The 23,075-nt window shown below is 69.5% G+C and carries 38 protein-coding genes; 37 read left to right on the top strand and 1 reads right to left on the bottom strand.

What is annotated here, in order from left to right:
- Positions 1-76 precede the first annotated feature (76 nt).
- The 36 genes from IF27_RS10410 to IF27_RS10235 all read left to right on the top strand — a co-directional run bounded on the left by IF27_RS10410 (position 77) and on the right by IF27_RS10235 (position 21,450).
- The gene (locus tag IF27_RS10410; RefSeq protein ID WP_110945740.1) at positions 77-1,147 is read left to right on the top strand and encodes a sensor histidine kinase; all 1,071 of its coding nucleotides are present in this window, start codon (positions 77-79) and stop codon (positions 1,145-1,147) included.
- Positions 1,144-1,878, top strand: coding sequence for a LytR/AlgR family response regulator transcription factor (locus IF27_RS10405; protein WP_052849173.1), 735 nt, complete (start codon positions 1,144-1,146; stop codon positions 1,876-1,878). The genes IF27_RS10410 and IF27_RS10405 overlap by 4 nt, the downstream gene beginning before the upstream one ends.
- Entirely contained in the window at positions 1,875-2,252 is a 378-nt protein-coding gene (locus IF27_RS10400; protein WP_052849172.1) for a hypothetical protein, read from the top strand. The genes IF27_RS10405 and IF27_RS10400 overlap by 4 nt, the downstream gene beginning before the upstream one ends.
- A gap of 38 nt (positions 2,253-2,290) precedes the next feature.
- Positions 2,291-3,727: a sodium/solute symporter gene (locus IF27_RS10395; RefSeq protein ID WP_110945763.1), complete on the top strand. Its 1,437-nt coding sequence runs from the start codon at positions 2,291-2,293 to the stop codon at positions 3,725-3,727.
- Positions 3,728-4,224: 497 nt separating this feature from the next.
- Entirely contained in the window at positions 4,225-4,533 is a 309-nt protein-coding gene (gene rpsJ, locus IF27_RS10390; protein ID WP_016473429.1) for a 30S ribosomal protein S10, read from the top strand.
- Positions 4,534-4,549: 16 nt separating this feature from the next.
- Complete coding sequence (gene rplC, locus IF27_RS10385; protein WP_052849170.1) at positions 4,550-5,194, top strand: 50S ribosomal protein L3; 645 nt, start codon at positions 4,550-4,552, stop codon at positions 5,192-5,194.
- An 8-nt stretch (positions 5,195-5,202) separates the two neighbouring features.
- Entirely contained in the window at positions 5,203-5,883 is a 681-nt protein-coding gene (gene rplD / locus IF27_RS10380; protein ID WP_052849169.1) for a 50S ribosomal protein L4, read from the top strand.
- Positions 5,883-6,221: a 50S ribosomal protein L23 gene (rplW, locus tag IF27_RS10375; protein WP_052849168.1), complete on the top strand. Its 339-nt coding sequence runs from the start codon at positions 5,883-5,885 to the stop codon at positions 6,219-6,221. Before rplD ends, rplW begins: the two co-directional genes overlap by 1 nt.
- 41 nt (positions 6,222-6,262) lie before the next feature.
- On the top strand, positions 6,263-7,099 hold the full coding sequence (gene rplB, locus IF27_RS10370) for a 50S ribosomal protein L2 (RefSeq protein ID WP_052849167.1): 837 nt from the start codon (positions 6,263-6,265) through the stop codon (positions 7,097-7,099).
- A gap of 12 nt (positions 7,100-7,111) precedes the next feature.
- Complete coding sequence (gene rpsS / locus IF27_RS10365; RefSeq protein ID WP_052849166.1) at positions 7,112-7,393, top strand: 30S ribosomal protein S19; 282 nt, start codon at positions 7,112-7,114, stop codon at positions 7,391-7,393.
- 51 nt (positions 7,394-7,444) lie between these two features.
- The gene (rplV, locus tag IF27_RS10360; RefSeq protein ID WP_052849165.1) at positions 7,445-7,792 is read left to right on the top strand and encodes a 50S ribosomal protein L22; all 348 of its coding nucleotides are present in this window, start codon (positions 7,445-7,447) and stop codon (positions 7,790-7,792) included.
- A complete protein-coding gene (rpsC, locus tag IF27_RS10355) occupies positions 7,792-8,637 on the top strand; it encodes a 30S ribosomal protein S3 (protein WP_052849164.1) in 846 nt (281 codons plus the stop codon). The genes rplV and rpsC overlap by 1 nt, the downstream gene beginning before the upstream one ends.
- Positions 8,638-8,641: 4 nt before the next feature.
- A complete protein-coding gene (gene rplP, locus IF27_RS10350; protein WP_052849163.1) occupies positions 8,642-9,061 on the top strand; it encodes a 50S ribosomal protein L16 in 420 nt (139 codons plus the stop codon).
- On the top strand, positions 9,061-9,312 hold the full coding sequence (gene rpmC, locus IF27_RS10345; RefSeq protein ID WP_052849162.1) for a 50S ribosomal protein L29: 252 nt from the start codon (positions 9,061-9,063) through the stop codon (positions 9,310-9,312). Before rplP ends, rpmC begins: the two co-directional genes overlap by 1 nt.
- Positions 9,312-9,593, top strand: coding sequence for a 30S ribosomal protein S17 (gene rpsQ / locus IF27_RS10340; protein ID WP_052849161.1), 282 nt, complete (start codon positions 9,312-9,314; stop codon positions 9,591-9,593). Before rpmC ends, rpsQ begins: the two co-directional genes overlap by 1 nt.
- Before the next feature lie 4 nt (positions 9,594-9,597).
- Complete coding sequence (gene rplN / locus IF27_RS30965) at positions 9,598-9,966, top strand: 50S ribosomal protein L14 (RefSeq protein ID WP_019433424.1); 369 nt, start codon at positions 9,598-9,600, stop codon at positions 9,964-9,966.
- Positions 9,967-9,969: 3 nt separating this feature from the next.
- The gene (gene rplX / locus IF27_RS30960; protein WP_052849160.1) at positions 9,970-10,293 is read left to right on the top strand and encodes a 50S ribosomal protein L24; all 324 of its coding nucleotides are present in this window, start codon (positions 9,970-9,972) and stop codon (positions 10,291-10,293) included.
- Complete coding sequence (rplE, locus tag IF27_RS10325; RefSeq protein WP_052849159.1) at positions 10,293-10,859, top strand: 50S ribosomal protein L5; 567 nt, start codon at positions 10,293-10,295, stop codon at positions 10,857-10,859. Before rplX ends, rplE begins: the two co-directional genes overlap by 1 nt.
- Before the next feature lie 3 nt (positions 10,860-10,862).
- Complete coding sequence (locus IF27_RS10320; RefSeq protein WP_052849158.1) at positions 10,863-11,048, top strand: type Z 30S ribosomal protein S14; 186 nt, start codon at positions 10,863-10,865, stop codon at positions 11,046-11,048.
- A 65-nt stretch (positions 11,049-11,113) separates the two neighbouring features.
- Positions 11,114-11,512, top strand: a complete 399-nt coding sequence (gene rpsH, locus IF27_RS10315) for a 30S ribosomal protein S8 (RefSeq protein WP_052849157.1) — start codon at positions 11,114-11,116, stop codon at positions 11,510-11,512.
- 23 nt (positions 11,513-11,535) lie between these two features.
- Positions 11,536-12,075 (top strand): 50S ribosomal protein L6, encoded by a 540-nt coding sequence (rplF, locus tag IF27_RS10310; RefSeq protein ID WP_052849156.1) that lies wholly within the window; start codon positions 11,536-11,538, stop codon positions 12,073-12,075.
- Positions 12,076-12,077: 2 nt separating this feature from the next.
- Entirely contained in the window at positions 12,078-12,461 is a 384-nt protein-coding gene (gene rplR / locus IF27_RS10305) for a 50S ribosomal protein L18 (protein ID WP_052849155.1), read from the top strand.
- A gap of 37 nt (positions 12,462-12,498) precedes the next feature.
- Complete coding sequence (rpsE, locus tag IF27_RS10300) at positions 12,499-13,101, top strand: 30S ribosomal protein S5 (RefSeq protein WP_052849154.1); 603 nt, start codon at positions 12,499-12,501, stop codon at positions 13,099-13,101.
- Positions 13,101-13,283: a 50S ribosomal protein L30 gene (rpmD, locus tag IF27_RS10295; RefSeq protein ID WP_052849153.1), complete on the top strand. Its 183-nt coding sequence runs from the start codon at positions 13,101-13,103 to the stop codon at positions 13,281-13,283. The genes rpsE and rpmD overlap by 1 nt, the downstream gene beginning before the upstream one ends.
- Position 13,284: 1 nt before the next feature.
- Positions 13,285-13,767 carry a 50S ribosomal protein L15 gene (rplO, locus tag IF27_RS10290; RefSeq protein ID WP_052849152.1) on the top strand — a complete coding sequence of 161 codons (483 nt, stop codon included), beginning with the start codon at positions 13,285-13,287 and terminating at the stop codon, positions 13,765-13,767.
- Between the two features lie 216 nt (positions 13,768-13,983).
- On the top strand, positions 13,984-15,309 hold the full coding sequence (gene secY, locus IF27_RS10285) for a preprotein translocase subunit SecY (RefSeq protein WP_052849151.1): 1,326 nt from the start codon (positions 13,984-13,986) through the stop codon (positions 15,307-15,309).
- Positions 15,309-15,965 (top strand): adenylate kinase, encoded by a 657-nt coding sequence (locus tag IF27_RS10280; RefSeq protein WP_052849150.1) that lies wholly within the window; start codon positions 15,309-15,311, stop codon positions 15,963-15,965. Before secY ends, IF27_RS10280 begins: the two co-directional genes overlap by 1 nt.
- Before the next feature lie 25 nt (positions 15,966-15,990).
- Positions 15,991-16,824: a type I methionyl aminopeptidase gene (map, locus tag IF27_RS10275; protein WP_052849149.1), complete on the top strand. Its 834-nt coding sequence runs from the start codon at positions 15,991-15,993 to the stop codon at positions 16,822-16,824.
- Between the two features lie 204 nt (positions 16,825-17,028).
- Positions 17,029-17,250: a translation initiation factor IF-1 gene (infA, locus tag IF27_RS10270; RefSeq protein ID WP_003948620.1), complete on the top strand. Its 222-nt coding sequence runs from the start codon at positions 17,029-17,031 to the stop codon at positions 17,248-17,250.
- A gap of 43 nt (positions 17,251-17,293) precedes the next feature.
- Positions 17,294-17,407: a 50S ribosomal protein L36 gene (rpmJ, locus tag IF27_RS10265; RefSeq protein ID WP_049567412.1), complete on the top strand. Its 114-nt coding sequence runs from the start codon at positions 17,294-17,296 to the stop codon at positions 17,405-17,407.
- 201 nt (positions 17,408-17,608) lie between these two features.
- The gene (gene rpsM / locus IF27_RS10260; RefSeq protein WP_052849148.1) at positions 17,609-17,989 is read left to right on the top strand and encodes a 30S ribosomal protein S13; all 381 of its coding nucleotides are present in this window, start codon (positions 17,609-17,611) and stop codon (positions 17,987-17,989) included.
- Positions 17,990-18,056: 67 nt separating this feature from the next.
- Positions 18,057-18,461: a 30S ribosomal protein S11 gene (gene rpsK, locus IF27_RS10255; protein WP_004571845.1), complete on the top strand. Its 405-nt coding sequence runs from the start codon at positions 18,057-18,059 to the stop codon at positions 18,459-18,461.
- A 29-nt stretch (positions 18,462-18,490) separates the two neighbouring features.
- A complete protein-coding gene (gene rpsD, locus IF27_RS10250) occupies positions 18,491-19,117 on the top strand; it encodes a 30S ribosomal protein S4 (RefSeq protein WP_052849147.1) in 627 nt (208 codons plus the stop codon).
- Between the two features lie 121 nt (positions 19,118-19,238).
- Positions 19,239-20,261: a DNA-directed RNA polymerase subunit alpha gene (locus IF27_RS10245; protein ID WP_052849146.1), complete on the top strand. Its 1,023-nt coding sequence runs from the start codon at positions 19,239-19,241 to the stop codon at positions 20,259-20,261.
- A 97-nt stretch (positions 20,262-20,358) separates the two neighbouring features.
- A complete protein-coding gene (gene rplQ, locus IF27_RS10240) occupies positions 20,359-20,901 on the top strand; it encodes a 50S ribosomal protein L17 (protein ID WP_052849145.1) in 543 nt (180 codons plus the stop codon).
- Positions 20,902-21,066: 165 nt separating this feature from the next.
- On the top strand, positions 21,067-21,450 hold the full coding sequence (locus IF27_RS10235; protein WP_190232895.1) for an SH3 domain-containing protein: 384 nt from the start codon (positions 21,067-21,069) through the stop codon (positions 21,448-21,450).
- 56 nt (positions 21,451-21,506) lie between these two features.
- Here the strand turns inward: IF27_RS10235 and IF27_RS10230 are convergent, their stop codons facing one another.
- A complete protein-coding gene (locus IF27_RS10230; RefSeq protein ID WP_052849143.1) occupies positions 21,507-21,980 on the bottom strand; it encodes a nuclear transport factor 2 family protein in 474 nt (157 codons plus the stop codon).
- 175 nt (positions 21,981-22,155) lie between these two features.
- On the opposite strand from IF27_RS10230, the gene IF27_RS10225 reads away from it, so the two are divergent.
- The gene (locus tag IF27_RS10225; protein WP_052849345.1) at positions 22,156-23,070 is read left to right on the top strand and encodes an ATP-binding cassette domain-containing protein; all 915 of its coding nucleotides are present in this window, start codon (positions 22,156-22,158) and stop codon (positions 23,068-23,070) included.
- Positions 23,071-23,075: the final 5 nt, after the last annotated feature.

The following is a 23,075-nucleotide window of genomic DNA, read 5'->3' as shown; positions in this document are numbered from 1 at the left end:
CGCGCGGAGCCGGGGCGCGGAAGGGCGTGCGGTCAGGGGCCTACTGGCCGCCGCCGCACTCGGCTACGGTCGGGCCATGCTGGAGCGCATACGGACGCGGCGCGACGACGGCACCGAGGCCGGGTCGCGCCAGACCGTGCGCCTGCTCGCCCTCGTCCAGGACCTCGACGCCGACCTGCGCGACGGCCTCGCGGGCCGCGGCGCCCCGGCCGCCGCCCGGCGGCTGCGGCGGCTGCTCGCCGCGGGCACCGTCGTCCTCGCCGACCTCGACGGCCGCCCCGTCGCCGTCGCGGGCCCGCCCCCCGCCCCCGCCGCGCTCGCCGCGCTCCTCGCGCGCGCCTACGAGGACGGCGGCCCCGCCCACGACCCGCCCTGGTCCGCCGAACCCCTGACCGTCGCGGGCGAACTGTCCGGCGCCCTCGTCACCGACAGCGGCGGCGGCCCCGAACTCACCGCCGCCGCCGGGCTCGTCGCCCGCTCCCTCGACCACGCGGCCCTGCGCCGCGCCAGGGGCCGGATCGCGCAGGCCGACCTGCGCACCCTGCGCGCGCAGATATCGCCGCACTTCCTGCACAACGCCCTCGCCGTCATCGGCGCCCGCATCCGCACCGACCCCGACCGCGCCCGTACCCTCCTCGGCGACTTCTCCGACTACCTGCGCTACAGCTTCTCCGCCAAGGGCGACTACGCCACCGTCGCCGACGAACTCCAGGCCATCCAGACCTACCTGGAACTGCAACGCGCCCGCTTCGACGACCGCATGGAGCTGTCCGTGCGGATGGCGCCCGAGGTGCTGCCGGTCGCGATCCCGTTCCTCGTCGTCCAGCCGCTCGTGGAGAACGCCGTCCGCCACGGCCTCGAACCCAAGCCGGGGCCGGGCTCGATCAGCGTCTCCGGGTTCGGCGAGGGCCCGCTGTGCGTCATCGAGGTGGAGGACGACGGCGTCGGCATGGACCCGGCGCTGGCCCGCGCCATCCTCGCGGGCAGCGGACCGCCCGCCCGCCGCGTCGGCCTCGCCAACGTCGATCAGCGCCTGCGGACCGTCTACGGGCCCGAGCACGGCCTCGTCATCGAGACGGCGCCAGGCGCGGGCACCAAGGCCGTGATCCGCGTGCCCCGCTTCATGCGCGGGGTGACGGCCCCATGAGCCTGCGCGTGCTCGTCGTCGAGGACGAGACCTCCACCCGCCAGGAGCTGGCCCGCATGCTCACCGGCCTGCCCGAGCCCGTGACCGTGCGCGAGGCGGACGGCGGGGAGGCGGCCGTACGGCTGCTGGGCACCGGCAGCTTCGACGCCGTCTTCCTCGACATCTCCATGCCGGGACTCGACGGCATGGCCGTCGCCCGCGTCCTGCGGATGCTGTCCAGGCCGCCCGCCATCGTCTTCGTCACCGCGTCGGAACGGCACGCCGCCGAGGCCACCGGCATGGGCGCCACCGACTACCTGCTGAAGCCCGTACGCCCCGAGCGGCTCGCCGAGGCCGTCGCCCGCGTCGCCGCGCCACGGGCCGCCGCACCGGCGCCGCCCGACGAACTCGCCGTCGTCCAGGTCGAGACGGGACGGCACACCGTCTTCGTCCGCCGCGACGACGTGCAGTACGCCGAGGCGCACGGCGACTACGTCCGGCTGCACACCGACCGGGACAGCCACCTCGTCCGCCTGTCCCTGGCGCACCTGGAGGAGGTCTGGGGCCCGGCCGGTTTCGTCCGCGCGCACCGCGGCTACCTCGTCGCCGTCCACTGGGTCAGCGACCTGCGCGCCACCAGCTCGGCCGGGCTCCTCGCCCGCGTGCCCGCCGGGGAGGTCCCCGTCAGCCGCCGCCACGCCCGCGCGCTCAAGGAACGGCTGATGGCCGCCGTACGGGACGCCGCCAGGTGAGCGGCGGCCCGCGCCGCGTCCGCGTCACCAGCCCGCAGACCCGCATCGCCCTCACCCGCCGCCACCGCCCCGCCCAGCACCTCCTGCCGCCGCCGCAGCAGGGCGCGGACGACGAGCAGGCCGTCGAGGCGGCGCGCGCCCTCTTCCTGCGGCAGCGCCGCCTCGCGCTGCGCACGCTCGGGCTGCTCGGCGCCCTGCTGCTCGGCCTCAGCGGCCTCCTCGCCGCCCTGCCCGCGCTCGACCGCGTCACGGTCCTCGGCTTCCCCGCGTCCTGGCTGCTGCTGATGGCCGCGGGCTACCCGCTGCTGCTCGTGCTCGCCGTCACGCACGTACGGGCCGCGGAGCGCGCCGAACGGGGGCGGCGGGAGCCGTGACCGGACTGCTGGCGATCGGGCTGCTGGTCGTCGCCAGCATGGCCATCGGCGTCTACGGCGTACGCGCCACCCGCTCCACCACGCCCGACTTCCTGGTCGCCTCCCAGGGCGTCGCGCCCGGCTGGAACGCCATGGCGATCGCGGGGGAGTACGTCTCGGCCGCCTCCGTCCTCGGGCTCGCCGGGCTGATGCTGAAGGACGGCATCGGCAGCCTGTGGTATGCGGTCGGCTTCACCGCCGGGTACGTCGTGGTCGCCGCGCTGGTGGCCGGGCCCATGCGCCGCTCGGGCGCGTACACCGTGCCCGACTTCGCCGACTACCGGCTCGGGTCGCAGGCGATCAGGAAGCTGTGCGCCGTCATCGTGCTGGTGATCATGTGGCTCTACCTGGTGCCGCAGTTCAAGGGCGCGGGCATGGTGCTGCACCTGGTGAGCGGCACCCCGTACTGGGTCGGCGTCGTCCTCGCGGGCGCCGTCGTCACCGTCTCCATCGCCGCCGGGGGCATGCGCTCGGCGACGTACGTCCAGGGGTTCCACTACCTGGTGAAGCTGCTGTTCATCGCCGTGCCCGCCGTCTTCCTCGTCGTGCACGCAGGCGAGGACGCGCGGGAGGCGGCGCTGCGCGTGGACCCGAGCACGTGGAGCCGCCCGCTGCTCGACGTCGAGGACGCGGGCCATCCGCTGCTCGCGACCTGGTCCGTGCTGCTCGCCACCACGCTGGGCGCCGCCGGGCTGCCGCACGTCATCATGCGCTTCCACACCAGCGCCACCGCCTGGACCGCGCGCCGGGTCGCGGTCGGCGTGATCGTGCTGCTCGGCCTCTTCTACCTCTTCCCCGCCGCCTACGGGCTGCTCGGCCGGGTGTTCACGCCCGGGCTCGGGGACGGCGGGGACACCGACACCGTGACCATCGTCCTGCCGGGCGAGATCGTCCCCGGCACCTGGGGCGCGCTGCTGACCGCGCTGGTCGCCACGGGCGCCTTCGCCGCCTTCCTGTCCACCTCGTCCGGGCTGCTGATGGCGCTGGCCGGCGGCCTGTCGCACGACCTGTCGCGCGCCAGCGTGCCCCGGCTGCGCGGCGCGGTGGCGGGCGGGGCGCTCGTCGCCGTGCTGCTGTCGCTGCCCGCCCGCGCCGTGGACATCAACGTCGCCGTGGGGTGGGCGTTCGCCGTGGCGGCCTCGACGTTCTGCCCGCTGCTCGTCCTCGGCATCTGGTGGCGCGGGCTGACGGCGACGGGCGCGGCTGCGGGGCTCGCCGCGGGCGTCGTGTCGGCCACCGGCGCGGCGCTCGCGTCACTCCTCACCGACGCGGGGCCGGGCTGGCTCGTCGTGCTGCTCGCGCACCCGGCCGCGTGGACGGTGCCGTTCGCGTTCGCCGTCATGGTCGCCGTGTCGCTGCGGGGGACGCCGCCCGAGTGGGCGGAGCGCGCGGTCCTGCGTCTCCACGCGCCGGAGCCGGGTGCCCGGTGCGAGTGAACTCACGTCACGAGGGGTTGACGCGGGGGCCGTGCGTGGTCCATGCGGCGGGCGCCAACACCCGGCGGTCCGGGCGCAGTACATAGCAGGCACGGAGGGGCGCGGACGCGGCGGGGTGCCAGGTGGGGCCGGAATCCTTGGGCCGATTGGCCCCGGCGCCGGGCGGTATGGCACACTGACCAGGTTGCTCGGTTGGCAGCCGATGCTGCGCGCCTCCCGCCGGGAGGACCGGAAGCGAGTCCCACTGTATTCGTCGTCCCTGATCAGGGGCGGAAATACCGGGATCTTCCGGGAAGCGTGGGCGGGGCTCCGGCCAGGCACCCGGTGGATGTTCTCCCCACACTCCTCACGGAGGAAACCCCCTGCGGTGTGATTCCCCAGGTGGCACGTTCCGAAGGTGAGTACGACACGCCCGACCGCGTGGGTCGGAGCGGGGGTGGGAAGGGACGCCGCCGGGCTGCCAGAGCGTGAAGAAGAGACAGGACTGCGAACCAGCCATGGCGGGACAGAAGATCCGCATCCGGCTCAAGGCCTACGACCACGAGGTCATCGACAACTCGGCGAAGAAGATCGTCGAGACGGTGACCCGCACGGGTGCGTCGGTCGCGGGCCCGGTGCCGCTGCCCACGGAGAAGAACGTGTACTGCGTCATCAAGTCGCCGCACAAGTACAAGGACTCGCGCGAGCACTTCGAGATGCGTACGCACAAGCGGCTGATCGACATCCTCGACCCGACCCCCAAGACCGTTGACTCGCTGATGCGCCTGGACCTTCCGGCCGGCGTTGACATCGAGATCAAGCTCTGAGAGGCCGGGCAGAGAGATGACCAAGCAGATCAAGGGTGTCCTGGGCGAGAAGCTCGGCATGACCCAGGTCTGGGACGAGAACAACCGTGTCGTCCCGGTGACCGTGGTGAAGGCCGGACCCTGCATCGTCACCCAGGTGCGCTCCAACGACCGCGACGGCTACGAGGCCGTGCAGATCGCCTTCGGCGAGATCGACCCGCGCAAGGTGAACCGCCCCCTCAAGGGCCACTTCGCCAAGGCCGACGTCACCCCGCGCCGCCACCTGGTCGAGCTGCGGACCGCCGACGCCGCCGAGTACACCCTCGGCCAGGAGATCACCGCCGAGGTGTTCGACTCCGGCGTCCGCGTCGATGTGACCGGCACGAGCAAGGGCAAGGGCTTCGCAGGTGTCATGAAGCGTCACGGCTTCAAGGGCCTCAGCTCCTCGCACGGCACGCAGCGCAAGCACCGCTCGCCCGGCTCCATCGGTGGCTGCGCCACCCCCGGCCGCGTGTTCAAGGGCCTGCGCATGGCCGGCCGTATGGGCAACGAGCGCGTCACCACCCAGAACCTGACCGTCCACGCCGTTGACGCGGAGAAGGGACTGCTGCTCATCAAGGGCGCCGTCCCCGGCCCCAACGGCGGCCTCGTCCTGGTCCGCACCGCGGCCAAGGGGGCGTGAGTTGAGCCATGAGTACACCGAAGAGCATTGACATCCTCTCCCCGGCCGGTGACAAGACCGGCACGGTGGAGCTTCCCACGGACATCTTCGACGCCCAGGTCAGCGTGCCGCTGATCCACCAGGTCGTCGTCGCGCAGCTGGCCGCCGCCCGTCAGGGCACGCACAAGGCCAAGACGCGTGGCGAGGTCCGCGGTGGTGGCAAGAAGCCGTACCGCCAGAAGGGCACCGGCCGCGCCCGCCAGGGCTCCGTCCGCGCGCCGCAGTTCACCGGCGGTGGCGTCGTGCACGGCCCCGTGCCGCGTGACTACACGCAGCGGACCCCGAAGAAGATGAAGGCCGCCGCCCTGCGTGGCGCCCTCACCGACCGGGCCAGGCACGACCGCATCCACGTCGTCTCCGGCGTCGTCGATGGTGCCGTCTCGACCAAGGCCGCCCGCGGCCTGTTCGCGAAGATCACCGAGCGCAAGAAGCTGCTGCTGGTCGCCGACCGCTCCGACGAGAACGCGTGGCTCTCGGCGCGCAACCTGCCCCAGGTGCACGTCATCGACCCGGGTCAGCTGAACACGTACGACGTGCTCGACTCCGACGACGTCGTCTTCACCAAGGCCGCCTTCGACCGCTTCGTGGCCGCCCGTACCGCGTCCGCCACGGTCGCGCTCGACAAGACGCCCGAAGGGAGCGACGCCTGATGACTGACGGGACCACCGGTACCGGTACCTCCAGCAAGGAGTTCACCGCACCGCACGACATCCTGATCAAGCCCGTCGTGTCCGAGAAGAGCTACGCGCTGCTCGACGAGAACAAGTACACGTTCATCGTGGACCCGCGTGCCAACAAGACCCAGATCAAGCAGGCCGTCCAGGCGGTCTTCTCGGTCAAGGTCATCGGGGTCAACACCATCAACCGGCAGGGCAAGCGCAAGCGCACCCGCACCGGTTACGGCCGGCGCGCCGGCACCAAGCGCGCCATCGTGACCCTTGCCGAGGGCGAAAGCATCGACATCTTCGGCGGCCCGGTCCTCTCCTGACGGAGAGATCGGTCCGTCCGATACCGGACGAGGACTAAGACATGGGAATCCGCAAGTACAAGCCGACGACGCCGGGCCGTCGAGGTGCCAGCGTCGCCGACTTCGTCGAGGTGACGCGGTCCACGCCGGAGAAGTCGCTGGTCCGCCCCCTGCACAGCAAGGGTGGCCGGGACAACGCCGGTCGCGTGGCCGTCCGCCACCAGGGCGGTGGCCACAAGCGCGCCTACCGTCTGATCGACTTCCGCAGGCACGACAAGGACGGTGTGCCGGCCAAGGTCGCGCACATCGAGTACGACCCGAACCGCACCGCGCGTATCGCCCTGCTGCACTACGCGGACGGCGAGAAGCGCTACATCATCGCGCCGGCGCACCTGAAGCAGGGTGACCGCGTCGAGAACGGGGCCGGGGCCGACATCAAGCCCGGCAACAACCTGCCGCTGCGCAGCATCCCGGTCGGTACCGTCATCCACGCGATCGAGCTCCAGCCGGGCGGCGGCGCCAAGTTCGCCCGCTCCGCCGGTGCCTCGGTGCAGCTGCTCGCGAAGGAGGGCCGCATGGCCCACCTCCGCATGCCCTCCGGTGAGATCCGCCTGGTCGATGTGCGCTGCCGCGCCACCGTCGGCGAGGTCGGCAACGCCGAGCAGTCGAACATCAACTGGGGCAAGGCCGGCCGGATGCGCTGGAAGGGCGTCCGGCCGAGCGTCCGCGGCGTCGTGATGAACCCCGTCGATCACCCCCACGGTGGTGGCGAGGGGCGGACCTCGGGTGGTCGTCACCCGGTGTCCCCCTGGGGCAAGAAGGAAGGCCGTACGCGCTCGCCGAAGAAGGCAAGCAACAAGTACATCGTCCGCCGCCGCAAGACGAACAAGAAGCGCTAGGAGCAGGTTTCGATGCCGCGCAGTCTCAAGAAGGGGCCCTTCGTCGACGACCACCTGATCAAGAAGGTGGACGCACAGAACGACTCGGGGTCCAAGAACGTCATCAAGACCTGGTCTCGCCGCTCGATGATCATCCCGGCGATGCTGGGCCACACGATCGCGGTGCACGACGGCCGTAAGCACGTCCCGGTGTTCGTCACCGAGTCGATGGTCGGCCACAAGCTCGGCGAGTTCGCGCCGACCCGCACCTTCCGCGGGCACGTCAAGGACGACCGCAAGTCGCGGCGTCGCTGAGCGGGGTCGCCGATCATGCCGGACTCACGGAATAACACCGAAGGGACAACCATGGAAGCCGTGGCCCGTGCGCGGTACATCCGCGTCACGCCCATGAAGGCCCGCCGTGTGGTGGACCTCATCCGCGGCAAGGGCGCCGGTGAGGCGCAGGCCGTCCTGCGGTTCGCCCCGCAGGCCGCCAGCGTGCCGGTCGGCAAGGTGCTGGACAGCGCCATCGCCAACGCCGCGCACAACTTCGACCACACCGACATCGACAGCCTCTACGTCAAGGAGGCGTACGTCGATGAGGGTCCGACCCTGAAGCGGTTCCGGCCGCGTGCCCAGGGCCGCGCCTACCGGATTCGCAAGCGCACCAGCCACATCACGGTGGTCGTGGGCAGCAAGGAGGGGACCCGGTAATGGGTCAGAAGGTAAACCCGCACGGGTTCCGCCTCGGCATCACGACCGACTTCAAGTCGCGCTGGTATGCCGACAAGCTGTACAAGGACTACGTCAAGGAAGACGTGGCCATCCGCCGCATGCTGACGCAGGGCATGGAGCGCGCGGGCATCTCCAAGGTGGAGATCGAGCGCACCCGTGACCGTGTCCGCGTGGACGTCCACACCGCCAGGCCCGGCATCGTCATCGGCCGCCGCGGTGCGGAGGCCGACCGGCTCCGGGGCAACCTGGAGAAGCTGACCGGCAAGCAGATCCAGTTCAACATCCTTGAGGTGAAGAACCCGGAGCTGGACGCCCAGCTGGTGGCCCAGGCCGTCGCCGAGCAGCTGTCCTCCCGCGTCTCCTTCCGCCGTGCGATGCGCAAGTCGATGCAGAGCACGATGAAGGCCGGGGCCAAGGGCATCAAGATCCAGTGCGGTGGCCGTCTCGGCGGCGCCGAGATGTCCCGCTCTGAGTTCTACCGCGAGGGTCGCGTGCCGCTGCACACCCTGCGCGCCAACGTGGACTACGGCTTCTTCGAGGCCCGCACCACCTTCGGCCGCATCGGTGTGAAGGTCTGGATCTACAAGGGCGACGTCAAGAACATCGCCGAGGTCCGCGCCGAGAACGCCGCCGCCCGCGCCGGTAACCGCCCCGCCCGTGGTGGCGCCGGTGGCGACCGTCCGGCCCGTGGTGGCCGTGGCGAGCGCGGTGGCCGTGGCGGTGGCCGCAGGCCGCAGCAGCAGGGCGCGCCCGCCGCCGAGGCCCCCAGGGCCGACGCGTCCGCCGCCCCCGCCGCGGACGGCGCAGCAGGAACGGAGAGCTGAGACCATGCTGATCCCTCGCAAGGTCAAGTACCGCAAGCAGCACCACCCCAAGCGGAGTGGCCAGGCCAAGGGTGGCACCGAGGTCGCGTTCGGTGAGTACGGCATCCAGGCCGTCACCGCCGCCTACGTGACGAACCGGCAGATCGAGGCCGCGCGTATCTCGATGACCCGGCACATCAAGCGTGGCGGCAAGGTCTGGATCAACATCTACCCGGACCGTCCGCTCACCAAGAAGCCCGCCGAGACCCGCATGGGTTCCGGCAAGGGCTCGCCGGAGTGGTGGATCGCGAACGTCAAGCCGGGGCGCGTGATGTTCGAGCTGTCCTACCCCAACGAGAAGATCGCTCGTGAGGCGCTCATCCGCGCCGCTCACAAGCTCCCGATGAAGTGCCGGATCGTCCGGCGCGAGGCAGGTGAGTCCTGATGGCTGCCGGTACCAAGCCCTCCGAGCTGCGCGAGCTGAACGACGAGGAACTCCTCGTCAAGCTGCGTGAGGCGAAGGAGGAGCTGTTCAGGCTCCGTTTCCAGGCGGCCACCGGCCAGCTGGAGAACAACAGCCGGCTGCGGGCCGTACGCAAGGACATCGCCCGGGTCTACACCTTGATGCGCGAGCGCGAGCTGGGCATCGAGTCGGTGGTCCCGGTCGGCGGTGCCGAGGCGGTGGAGAACGCCTGATGAGTGAGAAGACTGTGACTGAGACGACCGAGCGCGGCCGGCGGAAGACCCGCGAGGGTCTGGTTGTCAGCGACAAGATGGACAAGACCGTCGTCGTCGCTGTCGAGGACCGGGTGAAGCACGCCCTGTACGGCAAGATCATCCGCCGCACCAGCAAGCTCAAGGCACACGACGAGCAGAACGCTGCGGGCGTCGGCGACCGCGTCCTCCTGATGGAGACGCGTCCGCTGTCGGCGACCAAGCGCTGGCGCGTCGTCGAGATTCTGGAGAAGGCGAAGTAACGACATGATCCAGCAGGAGTCGCGACTGCGCGTCGCCGACAACACGGGTGCGAAGGAGATTCTCTGCATCCGCGTTCTCGGCGGCTCCGGGCGCCGCTACGCGGGCATCGGCGATGTCATCGTCGCCACCGTCAAGGACGCGATCCCCGGCGGCAACGTGAAGAAGGGTGACGTCGTCAAGGCGGTCATCGTGCGCGCCGTCAAGGAGCGCCGACGTCCGGACGGCTCGTACATCCGGTTCGACGAGAACGCCGCCGTCATCCTCAAGAACGACGGCGACCCCCGCGGCACCCGTATCTTCGGCCCCGTGGGCCGGGAACTGCGCGAGAAGAAGTTCATGAAGATCATCTCCCTCGCGCCGGAGGTGCTGTAACCGATGAAGATCAAGAAGGGCGACCTGGTCCAGGTCATCACCGGCAAGGACAGGGGCAAGCAGGGCAAGGTCATCGTGGCCTACCCCAGCGAGGACCGTGTCCTGGTCGAGGGTGTCAACCGGGTCAAGAAGCACACCAAGGCCGGGCAGACGGCCCGCGGGTCCAAGACCGGCGGCATCATCACGACCGAGGCTCCGATCCACGTGAGCAATGTCGCGCTCGTGGTGGAGAAGGACGGCAAGAAGGTCACCACCCGGGTCGGCTACCGCTTCGACGAGGAGGGCAACAAGTTCCGCGTTGCCCGCCGCACCGGTGAGGACATCTGATGACGACTGCCACCACCACCAGCGCGCCGCGTCTCAAGACGCGGTACCGCGAAGAGATCATCGGCAAGCTGCGTGACGAGTTCGAGTACCCGAACATCATGCAGGTGCCGGGTCTGACCAAGATCGTGGTCAACATGGGTGTGGGCGACGCCGCCCGCGACTCCAAGCTGATGGAGGGCGCCGTGCGCGACCTCACCACGATCACCGGTCAGAAGCCGACCGTGACGAAGGCCCGCAAGTCCATCGCGCAGTTCAAGCTGCGTGAGGGCCAGCCCATCGGCGCGCACGTGACGCTGCGGGGCGACCGGATGTGGGAGTTCCTGGACCGTCTGCTGTCCCTGGCGCTTCCCCGCATCCGTGACTTCCGCGGCCTGTCGCCGAAGCAGTTCGACGGCCGGGGCAACTACACCTTCGGTCTCACGGAGCAGGTCATGTTCCACGAGATCGACCCCGACCAGATCGACCGGACGCGCGGCATGGACATCACCGTCGTCACCACGGCGAACACCGACGAGGAAGGCCGCACGCTGCTGCGTCTCCTCGGATTCCCGTTCAAGGAGGCGTGACCGATGGCGAAGAAGGCCCTGATCGCCAAGGCCGGCCGCAAGCCGAAGTTCAGCGTGCGTGGCTACACCCGCTGCCAGCGGTGTGGCCGTCCGCACTCCGTGTACCGCAAGTTCGGCCTGTGCCGCGTCTGCCTTCGTGAGATGGCGCACCGCGGCGAGCTGCCGGGCGTCACCAAGAGCTCCTGGTAACACCGACTACGCCGTAGGTCCCCCGGAAGAGGGAAACCCCGGCGAGAGAGGCCCAAGGCCGTTTCATGACCATGACCGACCCGATCGCGGACATGCTCACCCGTCTGCGCAACGCGAACTCGGCGTACCACGACTCCGTGGTGATGCCGCACAGCAAGATCAAGACGCACATCGCGGAGATCCTCCAGCAGGAGGGTTACATCACCGGCTGGAAGACCGAGGACGCCCAGGTGGGCCGCGCCCTGGTCCTTGAGCTGAAGTACGGCCCGAACCGCGAGCGTTCGATCGCCGGCATCAAGCGGATCTCGAAGCCGGGCCTGCGGGTCTACGCGAAGTCCACCGGCCTGCCGAGGGTGCTCGGCGGCCTGGGTGTCGCGATCATCTCGACCTCGCACGGCCTGCTCACCGACAAGCAGGCGCAGAAGAAGGGCGTGGGTGGGGAAGTCCTCGCCTACGTCTGGTAACGGAAGGGAACGGAGGACAAGCCATGTCGCGTATCGGCAAGCAGCCCATCCAGGTTCCCGCCGGTGTGGACGTCACCATCGACGGCCGCACGGTGGACGTGAAGGGCCCCAAGGGCACCCTGAGCCACACCGTCGCCGCGCCGATCTCGGTCGAGCGCGCCGAGGACGGCACCATCCAGGTGACCCGCCCGAACGACGAGAACCGCAACCGTGCCCTGCACGGTCTGTCCCGCACGCTGGTGGACAACATGATCACCGGTGTCACGCAGGGCTACGTCAAGAAGCTCGAAATCAGCGGTGTCGGCTACCGCGTCCAGGCCAAGGGCTCCAACCTGGAGTTCTCCCTGGGCTACAGCCACCCGATCCTGGTCGAGCCCCCGGAGGGCATCACCTTCAAGGTCGAGAACCAGACGCGCTTCAGCGTCGAGGGGATCGACAAGCAGAAGGTGGGCGAGGTCGCAGCGAAGATCCGCAAGCTGCGCAAGCCCGACCCGTACAAGGCCAAGGGCGTCAAGTACGAGGGTGAAGTCATCCGCCGCAAGGTCGGAAAGGCTGGTAAGTAGCCATGGCGTACGGTGTCAAGATCGCGAAGGGCGACGCACGCAAGCGTGCGGCGACCAAGCGCCGTCACATCCGTATCCGGAAGAAGATCACGGGTACGGCCGAGCGTCCGCGCCTGGTCGTGACGCGGTCCAACCGCCACATGGTGGCCCAGATCGTGGACGACACGGTCGGTCACACCCTGGCGTCCGCCTCGTCCCTCGACACGTCCATCCGTGGCGTGGAGGGTGACAAGAGCGACAAGGCCAAGCAGGTCGGCGCACTGGTCGCCGAGCGTGCGAAGGCCGCCGGTGTCGAGGCCGTCGTGTTCGACCGCGGTGGCAACAGGTATGCCGGGCGGGTTGCCGCACTGGCCGACGCCGCCCGCGAGGCGGGGCTCAAGTTCTGAGCCGGTCCCGCTACTGAGTAACGAGGAAGGTAATCCAATGGCTGGACCCCAGCGCCGCAGTGGTGGCGCCGGTGGCGGCGAGCGGCGGGACCGTAAGGGCCGGGACGGCGGCGCTGCCGCCGAGAAGACCGCGTACGTCGAGCGTGTCGTCGCGATCAACCGTGTCGCCAAGGTAGTGAAGGGTGGTCGTCGCTTCAGCTTCACCGCGCTGGTCGTGGTGGGCGACGGTGACGGCACCGTGGGTGTCGGTTACGGCAAGGCCAAGGAGGTGCCGGCCGCCATCGCCAAGGGTGTGGAGGAGGCCAAGAAGCACTTCTTCAAGGTCCCCCGTATCCAGGGCACCATCCCGCACCCGATCCAGGGTGAGGCCGCCGCGGGTGTCGTGCTGCTGAAGCCGGCGTCGCCTGGTACCGGTGTGATCGCCGGTGGCCCGGTGCGCGCCGTGCTGGAGTGCGCGGGCATCCACGACGTGCTGAGCAAGTCGCTCGGTTCGTCCAACCCGATCAACATCGTGCACGCCACGGTGGCCGCTCTGAAGGGCCTTCAGCGCCCCGAGGAGATCGCGGCCCGTCGTGGTCTGCCCCTTGAGGACGTCGCTCCCGCCGCTCTGCTGCGGGCGCGCGCCGGGGTGGGTGCGTGATGGCGCAGCTCAAGATCACCCAGGTCAAGTCCCGTATCGGGAGCAAGCAGAACCACCGCGACACGCTGCGTTCCCTCGGGCTGCGCCGCATCAACGACGTGGTGGTGAAGGACGACCGCCCGGAGATCCGCGGCATGGCCAACACCGTGCGGCACCTCGTGACGGTCGAGGAGGTGGACTGAGATGGCTGACCTCTCCAAGGGTGACGGCGGCGCGGAGGGTACTCCCCTCGGCCTGCACAACCTCCGTCCCGCCCCCGGCGCCAAGAAGTCCAAGATCCGCGTGGGTCGTGGTGAGGCGTCCAAGGGCAAGACCGCGGGCCGCGGTACCAAGGGCACCAAGGCCAGGTACCAGGTCAAGGCGGGCTTCGAGGGCGGGCAGCTGCCGCTGATCCAGCGGCTGCCGAAGCTCAAGGGCTTCAAGAACCCGGCGCACAAGCAGTACCAGGTCGTCAACCTCGACCGGCTGGCCGAGCTGTACCCCCAGGGTGGCGAGGTCACGATCGCGGATCTGGTCGAGAAGGGCGCCGTTCGCAAGAACGAGCTCGTGAAGGTCCTCGGTTCGGGTGACATCTCCGTCGCGCTGACGGTGACGGTCGATGCCGTCTCCGCCTCCGCCAAGGAGAAGATCACCGCGGTCGGTGGGACCATTACCGACCGTTCCTGAACAAAACCGGTGAACTCTCCGGTGACCGCATGACCGACCGGGGATGCCTGAGACAAGGGCATCCCCGGTCAGTCGTTCCGGCTTTGCGCTTACGCCGGTAAGGTGGCCCTCGTTGCCCTCTTCTGGACCCCTAGAACTTCCCCTTACGTTTGACACATTCGTTGGCCCATCAGACCGAAACCTCTCGCGCGAGCCGCGGGGGGCGCAGGAGGAGCCGTGCTCACCGCGTTCGCACGGGCGTTTCAGACGCCCGACCTGCGTAAAAAGCTGCTCTTCACCCTAGGCATCGTCGTGGTGTTCCGGCTCGGACAGCATGTGCCGGTGCCGGGCGTCAGCTTCCAGAACGTTGACCAGTGTGTGACAGAGGCCGACGCCGCAGGTGCGGGTTCCAGCCTCTTCGGTCTGGTCAACATGTTCAGCGGCGGCGCTCTGTTGCAGCTCACGATCTTCGCGCTGGGCATCATGCCGTACATCACGGCGAGCATCATTCTCCAGCTGCTCGTCGTGGTGATCCCCCGGCTCGAAGCCCTCAAGAAGGAGGGCCAGTCCGGCCAGGCGAAGATCACGCAGTACACCCGTTACCTGACCATGGCCCTCGCGGTCCTCCAGGCCACCGGCCTGGTGGCGACCGCCCGCAGTGGCACCCTTTTCCCCCAGTGCTCGGTGCGGAACGACATCATCCCCGACGACGGGATGTACACCACCATCGTCATGGTGATCGCCCTGACCTCGGCCACCGCGCTCATCATGTGGATGGGCGAGCTGATCACCGACCGCGGTATCGGTAACGGCATGTCCATGCTGATGTTCACCTCCATCGCCGCCGGCTTCCCGGCCGCGCTGTGGCAGATCAAGCAGCAGGGCACCCTGGCCGACGGCTGGATCGAGTTCGGTGTCGTCGTCCTGTGCGGCCTGGCGATGGTCGGCCTCGTCGTCTTCGTCGAGCTGGCCCAGCGCCGTATCCCGGTGCAGTACGCCAAGCGCATGATCGGCCGTCGCTCCTACGGCGGTACCTCGACGTACATCCCCCTCAAGGTGAACCAGGCCGGTGTCATCCCGGTGATCTTCGCCTCGTCGCTGCTGTACATCCCCCAGCTCCTCGTCCAGTTCGCCGGTTCGGACGCCAGCGGATGGGCGGACTGGGTGACGCGGTACTTCACCAACGGTGACCACCCGTACTACATCGTGACCTACTTCCTGCTCATCGTGTTCTTCGCCTTCTTCTACGTGGCCATCACGTTCAACCCTGAGGACGTGGCCGAAAACATGAAGAAGTATGGTGGTTTCATCCCGGGTATCCGGGCGGGCCGCCCCACGGTCGAATACCTGAGCTATGTGCTGAACCGCATCACCTGGCCCGGGTCGCTGTACCTGGGGCTCATCGCCCTGGTGCCCACCGTGGCGCTGGTGATGTTCGACGCGCAGCAGGACTTCCCCTTCGGCGGCACCTCGATCCTGATCATCGTGGGTGTCGGCCTGGAGACGGTGCGGCAGATCGAGAGCCAGCTCCACCAGCGTAATTACGAAGGGTTCCTCCGCTGATGCGCATCGTTCTCGTCGGTCCGCCCGGTGCGGGCAAGGGCACTCAGGCCGCCCTGCTCGCCGAGCGCCTGTCCATCCCCCACATCTCCACCGGTGACCTGTTCCGCGCGAACATCCGCCAGGGCACGGATCTCGGCCGCCAGGTCGAGTCCATCCTGCGCGAGGGTGGCCTCGTGCCGGACGAGATCACGCTGGCGATGGCGGTGGAGCGGATGGCGCTGCCGGACGCCGAGAACGGTTTCCTGCTCGACGGCTTCCCCCGGAACATCGCCCAGGCCAAGGCCCTGGACGACGTGCTGGGGGAGGCCGGGCAGCGGCTGGACGCGGTGCTCGACCTGGAGGTCCCCGAGGACGAGGTCGTCAAGCGCATCGCCGGACGCCGCACCTGCCGCAACGACAGCAGTCACACGTTCCACGTCGCCTACAAGCAGCCGCGCCGTGAGGGCGTGTGCGACGTGTGCGGGGGCGAGCTGTACCAGCGCGAGGACGACCGCGAGGAGACCGTCCGCCACCGGCTGGCGGTCTACCACGAGGAGACCGAGCCGATCATCGACTACTTCCGCGAGCAGGGCCTGGTCGCCACGATCCCGGCCCTCGCCCCGGTGGACGAAGTGACCGGCAGGGCGCTCGCCGCCCTGTCGGAACGCGCCGCGTGACGACGGCGCAGGAGGAAAGAACGCCATGGTCGAGCTGAAGACCCCCGAGCAGATCGCGCACATGCGCGCCGCCGGACTCGTGGTCGCGGAGATACACCGCCGTACCGCCGAGGCCGCGGTGCCGGGGGCCAGCACCAAGGACCTCGACGACATCGCCGCCGCGGTCCTGGCCGAGCGGGGCGCCAAGCCGAACTTCCTCGGCTACGGCGGCTTCCCCGCGACGATCTGCACGTCGGTGAACGACGTCGTCGTCCACGGCATCCCCGACCGGACGGTCCTCGCCTCGGGCGACATCCTCTCGATCGACGCGGGCGCCATCGTGAACGGCTGGCACGCCGACGCGGCGATCACCGTGCTCGTCGGCGAGGGGCACGGCGCGGAGCTGGTCGAGCTGAGCCGTGTGACCGAGGAGTCCCTGTGGGCCGGTATCGCGGCCATGCGCAAGGGGAACCGGCTCGTGGACGTCTCGCGGGCCGTCGAGACCTACATCCGGCGGCAGCCGCTGCCCGTCTCGGGCAAGTACGGCATCGTCGAGCAGTACGGCGGGCACGGCATCGGCAGTGAGATGCACATGGACCCGCACCTGCTGAACTACGTGGACCGGCGCCGGGGCCGTGGCCCGCGCCTGGTGCCGGGCATGTGCCTGGCGATCGAGCCGATGATCACCCTGGGCACGCCGAAGACGCATGTCCTGGCCGACGAGTGGACCGTGAAGTCCAACGACGGCACCTGGTCCTCCCACTGGGAGCACTCCGTCGCCCTGACGGAGGAAGGGCCGCTGGTCCTGACCGCGCCCGACGGCGGCCGGGAGAAGCTGGCCGCGCTCGGCGTCACCGTGGCGCCCGACCCGCTGGCGTGACGCGGACGGCCCGTACGGTGACGTATGGTGGCTGCTCCGATCGCGCCGATCACGGGCCCCGGCCGTTTTCGGTGCCGCCGGATGGGGAATGATCTCTGATTCGTCTTTTCGGGTGGGCAGGCGTAAACTGACCCTTCGGTCCTGGTGCAACCATGTGTTCAGGGCTGTCCAGGTAGCCGATCCCGGAAGGTGAAGCGCTCAAGTATGGCCAAAAAACAAGGGGCCATCGAGATCGAGGGCACGGTCGTCGAATCTCTGCCGAACGCGATGTTCAAGGTGGAGCTTCAGAACGGACACCAGGTCCTCGCGCACATCAGCGGCAAGATGCGGATGCACTACATCCGTATCCTTCCCGACGACCGGGTCGTGGTGGAGCTGTCTCCCTACGACCTGACGCGCGGGCGGATCGTCTACCGCTACAAGTAGACCGAGATCAGTGGATCTCTCGACCCGGAGAACCTGAAGAACCATGAAGGTCAGGCCGAGCGTCAAGAAGATCTGCGACAAGTGCAAGGTGATCCGCCGCCACGGCCGGGTCATGGTCATCTGCGAGAACCTGCGCCACAAGCAGCGCCAGGGCTGATCTCGCGGTACGCCGCGCACCCACGCAGCACTCTTCCCAGCACGCCACACACAGACACGCAGTCACCCGACCCCTCGCGCGCAGCGCGCGGGGACGACACCCCCGGTCGGAGGCCGGGGACCCGCAGGCCCGCGCACGGCGCGGGCGGACCGGGAGCGGTGCTGCGACAGACCTCCGCCGACAACATCAGGAGCCGGACCAATGGCACGCCTCGCAGGCGTTGACCTTCCGCGTGACAAGCGCGTAGAGGTCGCCCTCACCTACGTCTTCGGCATCGGTCGCACCCGTGCCCAGGAGACCCTGGCCAGCACCGGGGTGAACCCCGACACCCGTGTCCGCGACCTCGCCGAGGAAGACCTCGTCAAGATCCGTGACTACGTGGACGCCAACCTCAAGACCGAGGGTGACCTCCGCCGGGAGATCCAGGCCGACATCCGCCGCAAGGTCGAGATCGGCTGCTACGAGGGTCTGCGCCACCGCCGCGGCCTTCCCGTGCACGGCCAGCGCACCAAGACCAACGCCCGTACCCGCAAGGGTCCGCGCCGCGCGATCGCCGGCAAGAAGAAGCCGGGCAAGAAGTAGTCCGCACCGAGCCTTCCCATCAAGGTCCGGTAGCAGGACCGATCACCTCCACAGGAGTTAACAGCTCATGCCTCCTAAGGGCCGTACAGCGGGCGCCAAGAAGGTGCGCCGCAAGGAGAAGAAGAACGTCGCTCACGGGCACGCCCACATCAAGAGCACGTTCAACAACACGATCGTCTCGATCACCGACCCCACCGGCAACGTGATCTCCTGGGCCTCCGCCGGCCACGTCGGCTTCAAGGGCTCCCGGAAGTCCACGCCGTTCGCCGCGCAGATGGCCGCGGAGAGTGCCGCGCGCCGGGCGCAGGAGCACGGCATGCGCAAGGTCGATGTGTTCGTCAAGGGTCCCGGCTCCGGCCGTGAGACCGCGATCCGCTCCCTCCAGGCCACCGGCCTTGAGGTGGGTTCGATCCAGGACGTGACCCCGACCCCGCACAACGGCTGCCGCCCGCCCAAGCGCCGCCGCGTCTGACACTGGTGAAGTAGGAGACTGAGACAACTATGGCGCGTTACACCGGGGCCGACTGCAAGCGTTGCCGTCGGGAGAAGCAGAAGCTCTTCCTCAAGGGAGCCAAGTGCGAGAGCGCTAAGTGCCCGATCGAGATCCGTCCTTACCCCCCGGGTGAGCACGGACGCGGGCGCACCAAGGACAGCGAGTACCTCCTCCAGATGCGCGAGAAGCAGAAGTGCGCGCGTATCTACGGTGTCCTGGAGAAGCAGTTCCGGGGGTACTACGACGAGGCGAACCGTCAGCAGGGCAAGACCGGCGAGAACCTGCTGCGCATTCTTGAGACCCGCCTCGACAACGTGGTCTACCGCGCGGGCTTCGCCAAGTCCCGCGACCACGCCCGTCAGCTCGTCCGGCACGGCCACATCACGGTCAACGGCCGGAAGACCGACATCCCCTCGGCGCGTGTGTCGCCGAGCGACATCATCGAGGTCCGCGAGTCCTCCCGTAACCTGACCCCCTTCGAGGTGGCCAAGGCGGAGGCCGGCGACAAGACCGTCCCGGCGTGGCTGGAGACGGTCCCGACGACGCTGCGGATCCTCGTGCACTCGCTGCCCGAGCGCCAGGTGATCGACACCCAGGTGCAGGAGCAGCTGATCGTCGAGCTGTACTCGAAGTAAGGCACGCCACCGGGGTACGGACGGTCCGCGAGGACCGCCCGTACCCTTGGTCCGTGCGGTACCGCGCACCATTCCCTGGTTCGGCATCAAATAGTGGGTGCCGAAGACTGGAGTTCTACACATGCTGATCGCTCAGCGTCCCTCCTTGACCGAAGAGGTCGTGGACGAGTTCCGTTCCCGGTTCGTGATCGAGCCGCTGGAGCCGGGCTTCGGCTACACCCTCGGCAACTCCCTGCGGCGCACGCTGCTGTCCTCCATCCCGGGTGCGGCTGTCACCAGCATCCGCGTGGACGGCGTCCTGCACGAGTTCACCACCGTGCCGGGCGTGAAGGAGGACGTCACCGACGTCATCCTCAACATCAAGCAGCTCGTCGTCTCCTCGGAGCACGACGAGCCGGTCGTGATGTACCTGCGCAAGCAGGGCCCCGGCCTCGTGACGGCCGCGGACATCGCGCCGCCCGCCGGTGTCGAGGTGCACAACCCGGACCTGGTCCTGGCCACCCTGAACAACAAGGGCAAGCTGGAGATGGAGCTGACCGTCGAGCGCGGTCGCGGCTACGTCTCCGCGGTGCAGAACAAGGCCGCGGGCCAGGAGATCGGCCGTATCCCGGTGGACTCGATCTACAGCCCCGTGCTGAAGGTCACCTACAAGGTCGAGGCCACCCGCGTCGAGCAGCGCACCGACTTCGACAAGCTGATCGTCGATGTCGAGACCAAGGAGTCCATGCGTCCGCGTGACGCCATGGCCTCGGCGGGCAAGACGCTGGTCGAGCTGTTCGGCCTGGCGCGCGAGCTGAACGTCGATGCCGAGGGCATCGACATGGGTCCGTCGCCGACCGACGCGGCCCTGGCCGCCGATCTGGCGCTGCCGATCGAGGAGCTGGAGCTGACCGTCCGCTCCTACAACTGCCTCAAGCGCGAGGGCATCCACTCGGTGGGCGAGCTGGTGGCCCGTTCCGAGGCGGACCTGCTCGACATCCGCAACTTCGGCGCCAAGTCGATCGACGAGGTCAAGGCGAAGCTGGCCGGTATGGGCCTGGCCCTGAAGGACAGCCCGCCCGGATTCGACCCGACCACCGCCGCCGACGCGTTCGGCGCGGAGGACGACGGCGACGCGGGCTTCGTCGAGACCGAGCAGTACTGACCCCTCGGGGTCGCCAACCGCCGCCGGGGGTCTCCCCGGCGGCACCGCACTGAGCCGGTACCTGGTACGGCCGGCTCAGGAATGACAGGAGACTGACATGCCTACGCCCACCAAGGGCCGCAGGCTCGGCGGCAGTGCCGCTCACGAGCGCATGCTGCTGGCGAACCTCGCCACCTCGCTGTTCGAGCACGGCCGCATCACCACCACCGTGGCCAAGGCCAGGCGGCTGCGTCCGGTCGCCGAGCGGCTCATCACCAAGGCGAAGAAGGGCGACCTGCACAACCGTCGCCAGGTGATGCAGACCATCCGTGACAAGAGCGTGGTTCACACCCTCTTCACGGAGATCGGCCCGAAGTTCGCCAACCGGCCGGGTGGCTACACCCGCATCACCAAGCTCGGCCCGCGCCGTGGCGACAACGCGCCCATGGCCGTCATCGAGCTGGTCGAGGCCCTCACCGTGCAGCAGGCGGCGGTGGGCGAGGCCGAGGCCGCGACGCGTCGTTCGGTGAAGGAGTCCGAGCAGGCGAAGGCCGCGCAGGAGGCTCCCGCGGACGCCGAGACGGAGGCCGTGAACGAGGCCGCCGACGAGGCGAAGGACGAGTCGAAGGACGCGTCGCCCGAGGGCGGCAAGGAGTCCTGACGGCTCGCGCCACCTGTTCCACGCGTTCCACGCACCGGTGCCCGCTCCCTTCCGGGGGGCGGGCACCGGTGTTCTCGCGTGCGGTGACGGGCGCCGGTGGGTTACCTTCCATACGGAACCGTATGGACGGCCCGCGGGGCGGTCCTGTACAGGAAGAGGTGTGCGGTGAGGGGACACAGACGGTGGTTCGTGGCCGTCCTGGTGGCGTTGTTCATGGCCGGGGGAGCGGGGGTGGCGCCGGTCGCCGTGGCCGACGTGGGTACGGCGGCGACCTGCACGAACCCGAGGTATTCCGACAAGGACCCGGGGGTCGGCTCCCTGCGCTCCGGGCTGTCGCGGGCGCCCATCCGCAAGGGGCCCAACGAGGGCTGCGGCGTGGTGGACTACGCCTACTTCCACAACGACATCTACTACCACTGCTATGTGCGCAACGCGGCCGGTAACACCTGGAGCCACGTACGCGCGTACGACCGGTTCACCGGGCAGTCGGTCAACGGCTGGATCTGGGACGGGAACCTGGACGACGCGGGGGCGCTGAAGTACTGCTGAGCGCGGTCGTCCCGCGGGGCCGTGGCACGTCACCGTGCCGCGGCCCCGCCGTCGTGTCAGGGGGTCGGCGGGGGGACGTGGGGCGGGGTGCCCTGCGTCCAGACGATGCGCAGGGCCGTGGCGGCGATGCGCCAGCCGTCCGGCGTGCGCACCAGGTCGCTGGTGCTGTGCCCCGCGGAGACGAACAGGTCGCCGTCCGAGCCGCCCGCGAGGATGTGGGTGCTGAGCTGCGGGCCACGGGCCGTCGCGCGGTCGCCGTCGATCTCGACGACGGCGCCCGAGGCCATGTGGACGGTCCGGTCGAACCGGGACATGCCCTCCCTGATGCGCGCCGTGACGGCGTCCCGGCCCCTGACGGTGCCGATGGGCATCTCGGCCGACACGTCCGCCGTGAAGAAGGCGCGGGCCCAGGCGTCGTCGAAGCGCGCCGGGTCGGCGACCCTGTCGTCCAGGGAGAGCAGGAAGCGGTTCAGCAGGTCGGTGATCGCGGCGTGGTCCCGGAGGTCCCCGGGCGTGGTGTCGTCAGGCATGCGCCCACTCTCCGGCCTCAACCTCACTTGAGGTCAAGCGCGACGGGCCGGGAGCCGTGGGGGTGCCGAAAGTCGGGGGTGGCCGCTGCCCATCGGCAGATACGCCGGGGTGGGCGCGATTCCTACCGTGATCCGTGTCAGGAAGAGCGGCGACCGGAAGGGCACGGAGACACACGTGATCACGCTGGAGGGGCTGACCAAACGGTACGGGGACAGCATGGCCGTGGACGGGCTGAGCCTGGCCGTCGGGGAGGGGAGGGTCACCGGCTTCCTCGGGCCGAACGGGGCGGGGAAGTCCACGACGATGCGGATGATCCTCGGCCTCGACCGGCCCACGGCGGGGCGCGCCCTCGTGGGCGGGAAGCCGTACGCCGAGCTGCGCCACCCGCTGCGTGAGGTGGGCGCGCTGCTCGACGCCAAGGCCGTGCACCCGGGGCGCAGCGCGCGGGCGCACCTGCGGGCCCTGGCGCGGACGCACGGCATGCCGGGGCGGCGCGTGGACGAGGTGCTGGAGCGCGTCGGGCTGACCGAGGTGGGGGACAGGCGGGCGGGCACGTTCTCGCTCGGCATGAGCCAGCGGCTGGGCGTGGCGGGTGCGTTGCTGGGGGACCCGCGGGCGCTGCTCCTGGACGAGCCGGTCAACGGCCTCGACCCGGAGGGGGTGTTGTGGATCCGCCGCCTGATCCGCTCGCTGGCCAACGAGGGGCGGACGGTGTTCGTCTCCAGCCATCTGATGAGTGAGATGCAGCTGATGGCGGACCAGCTGGTCGTGATCGGGCGGGGGCGGCTGATCGTGGACGCGCCGATGGCCGAGGTGATCGGCGGGAGTTCGGCGGTGTCGGTGGTGGTGAGGGCGGCGGACGCGGAGGGACTGCGGGTGCTGGCCGACCACTTGGCGGCCGGCGGCGCCCGCGTGGCGGCGGACGGGCCCGGCGGGGCGCTGGCGGTGACCGGCGTGACGGCGGAGGACGTCGGGCTGCTGGCGCACCGGTTGGGCGTGGCGCTGTTCGAACTGACCACGCGGCGGCCGTCACTTGAGGACGCCTACATGGAACTGACGGCGGACGCCGTGCGGTTCTCCGCGTCCTGAACGCG

Origin of the sequence: Streptomyces avicenniae, assembly GCF_000719135.1 — a bacterium.
Taxonomy (GTDB): domain Bacteria; phylum Actinomycetota; class Actinomycetes; order Streptomycetales; family Streptomycetaceae; genus Streptomyces; species Streptomyces avicenniae.
The sequence above is the reverse complement of the archived record's forward strand: the minus strand, read 5'-3'. Positions and strand labels throughout refer to the sequence as shown.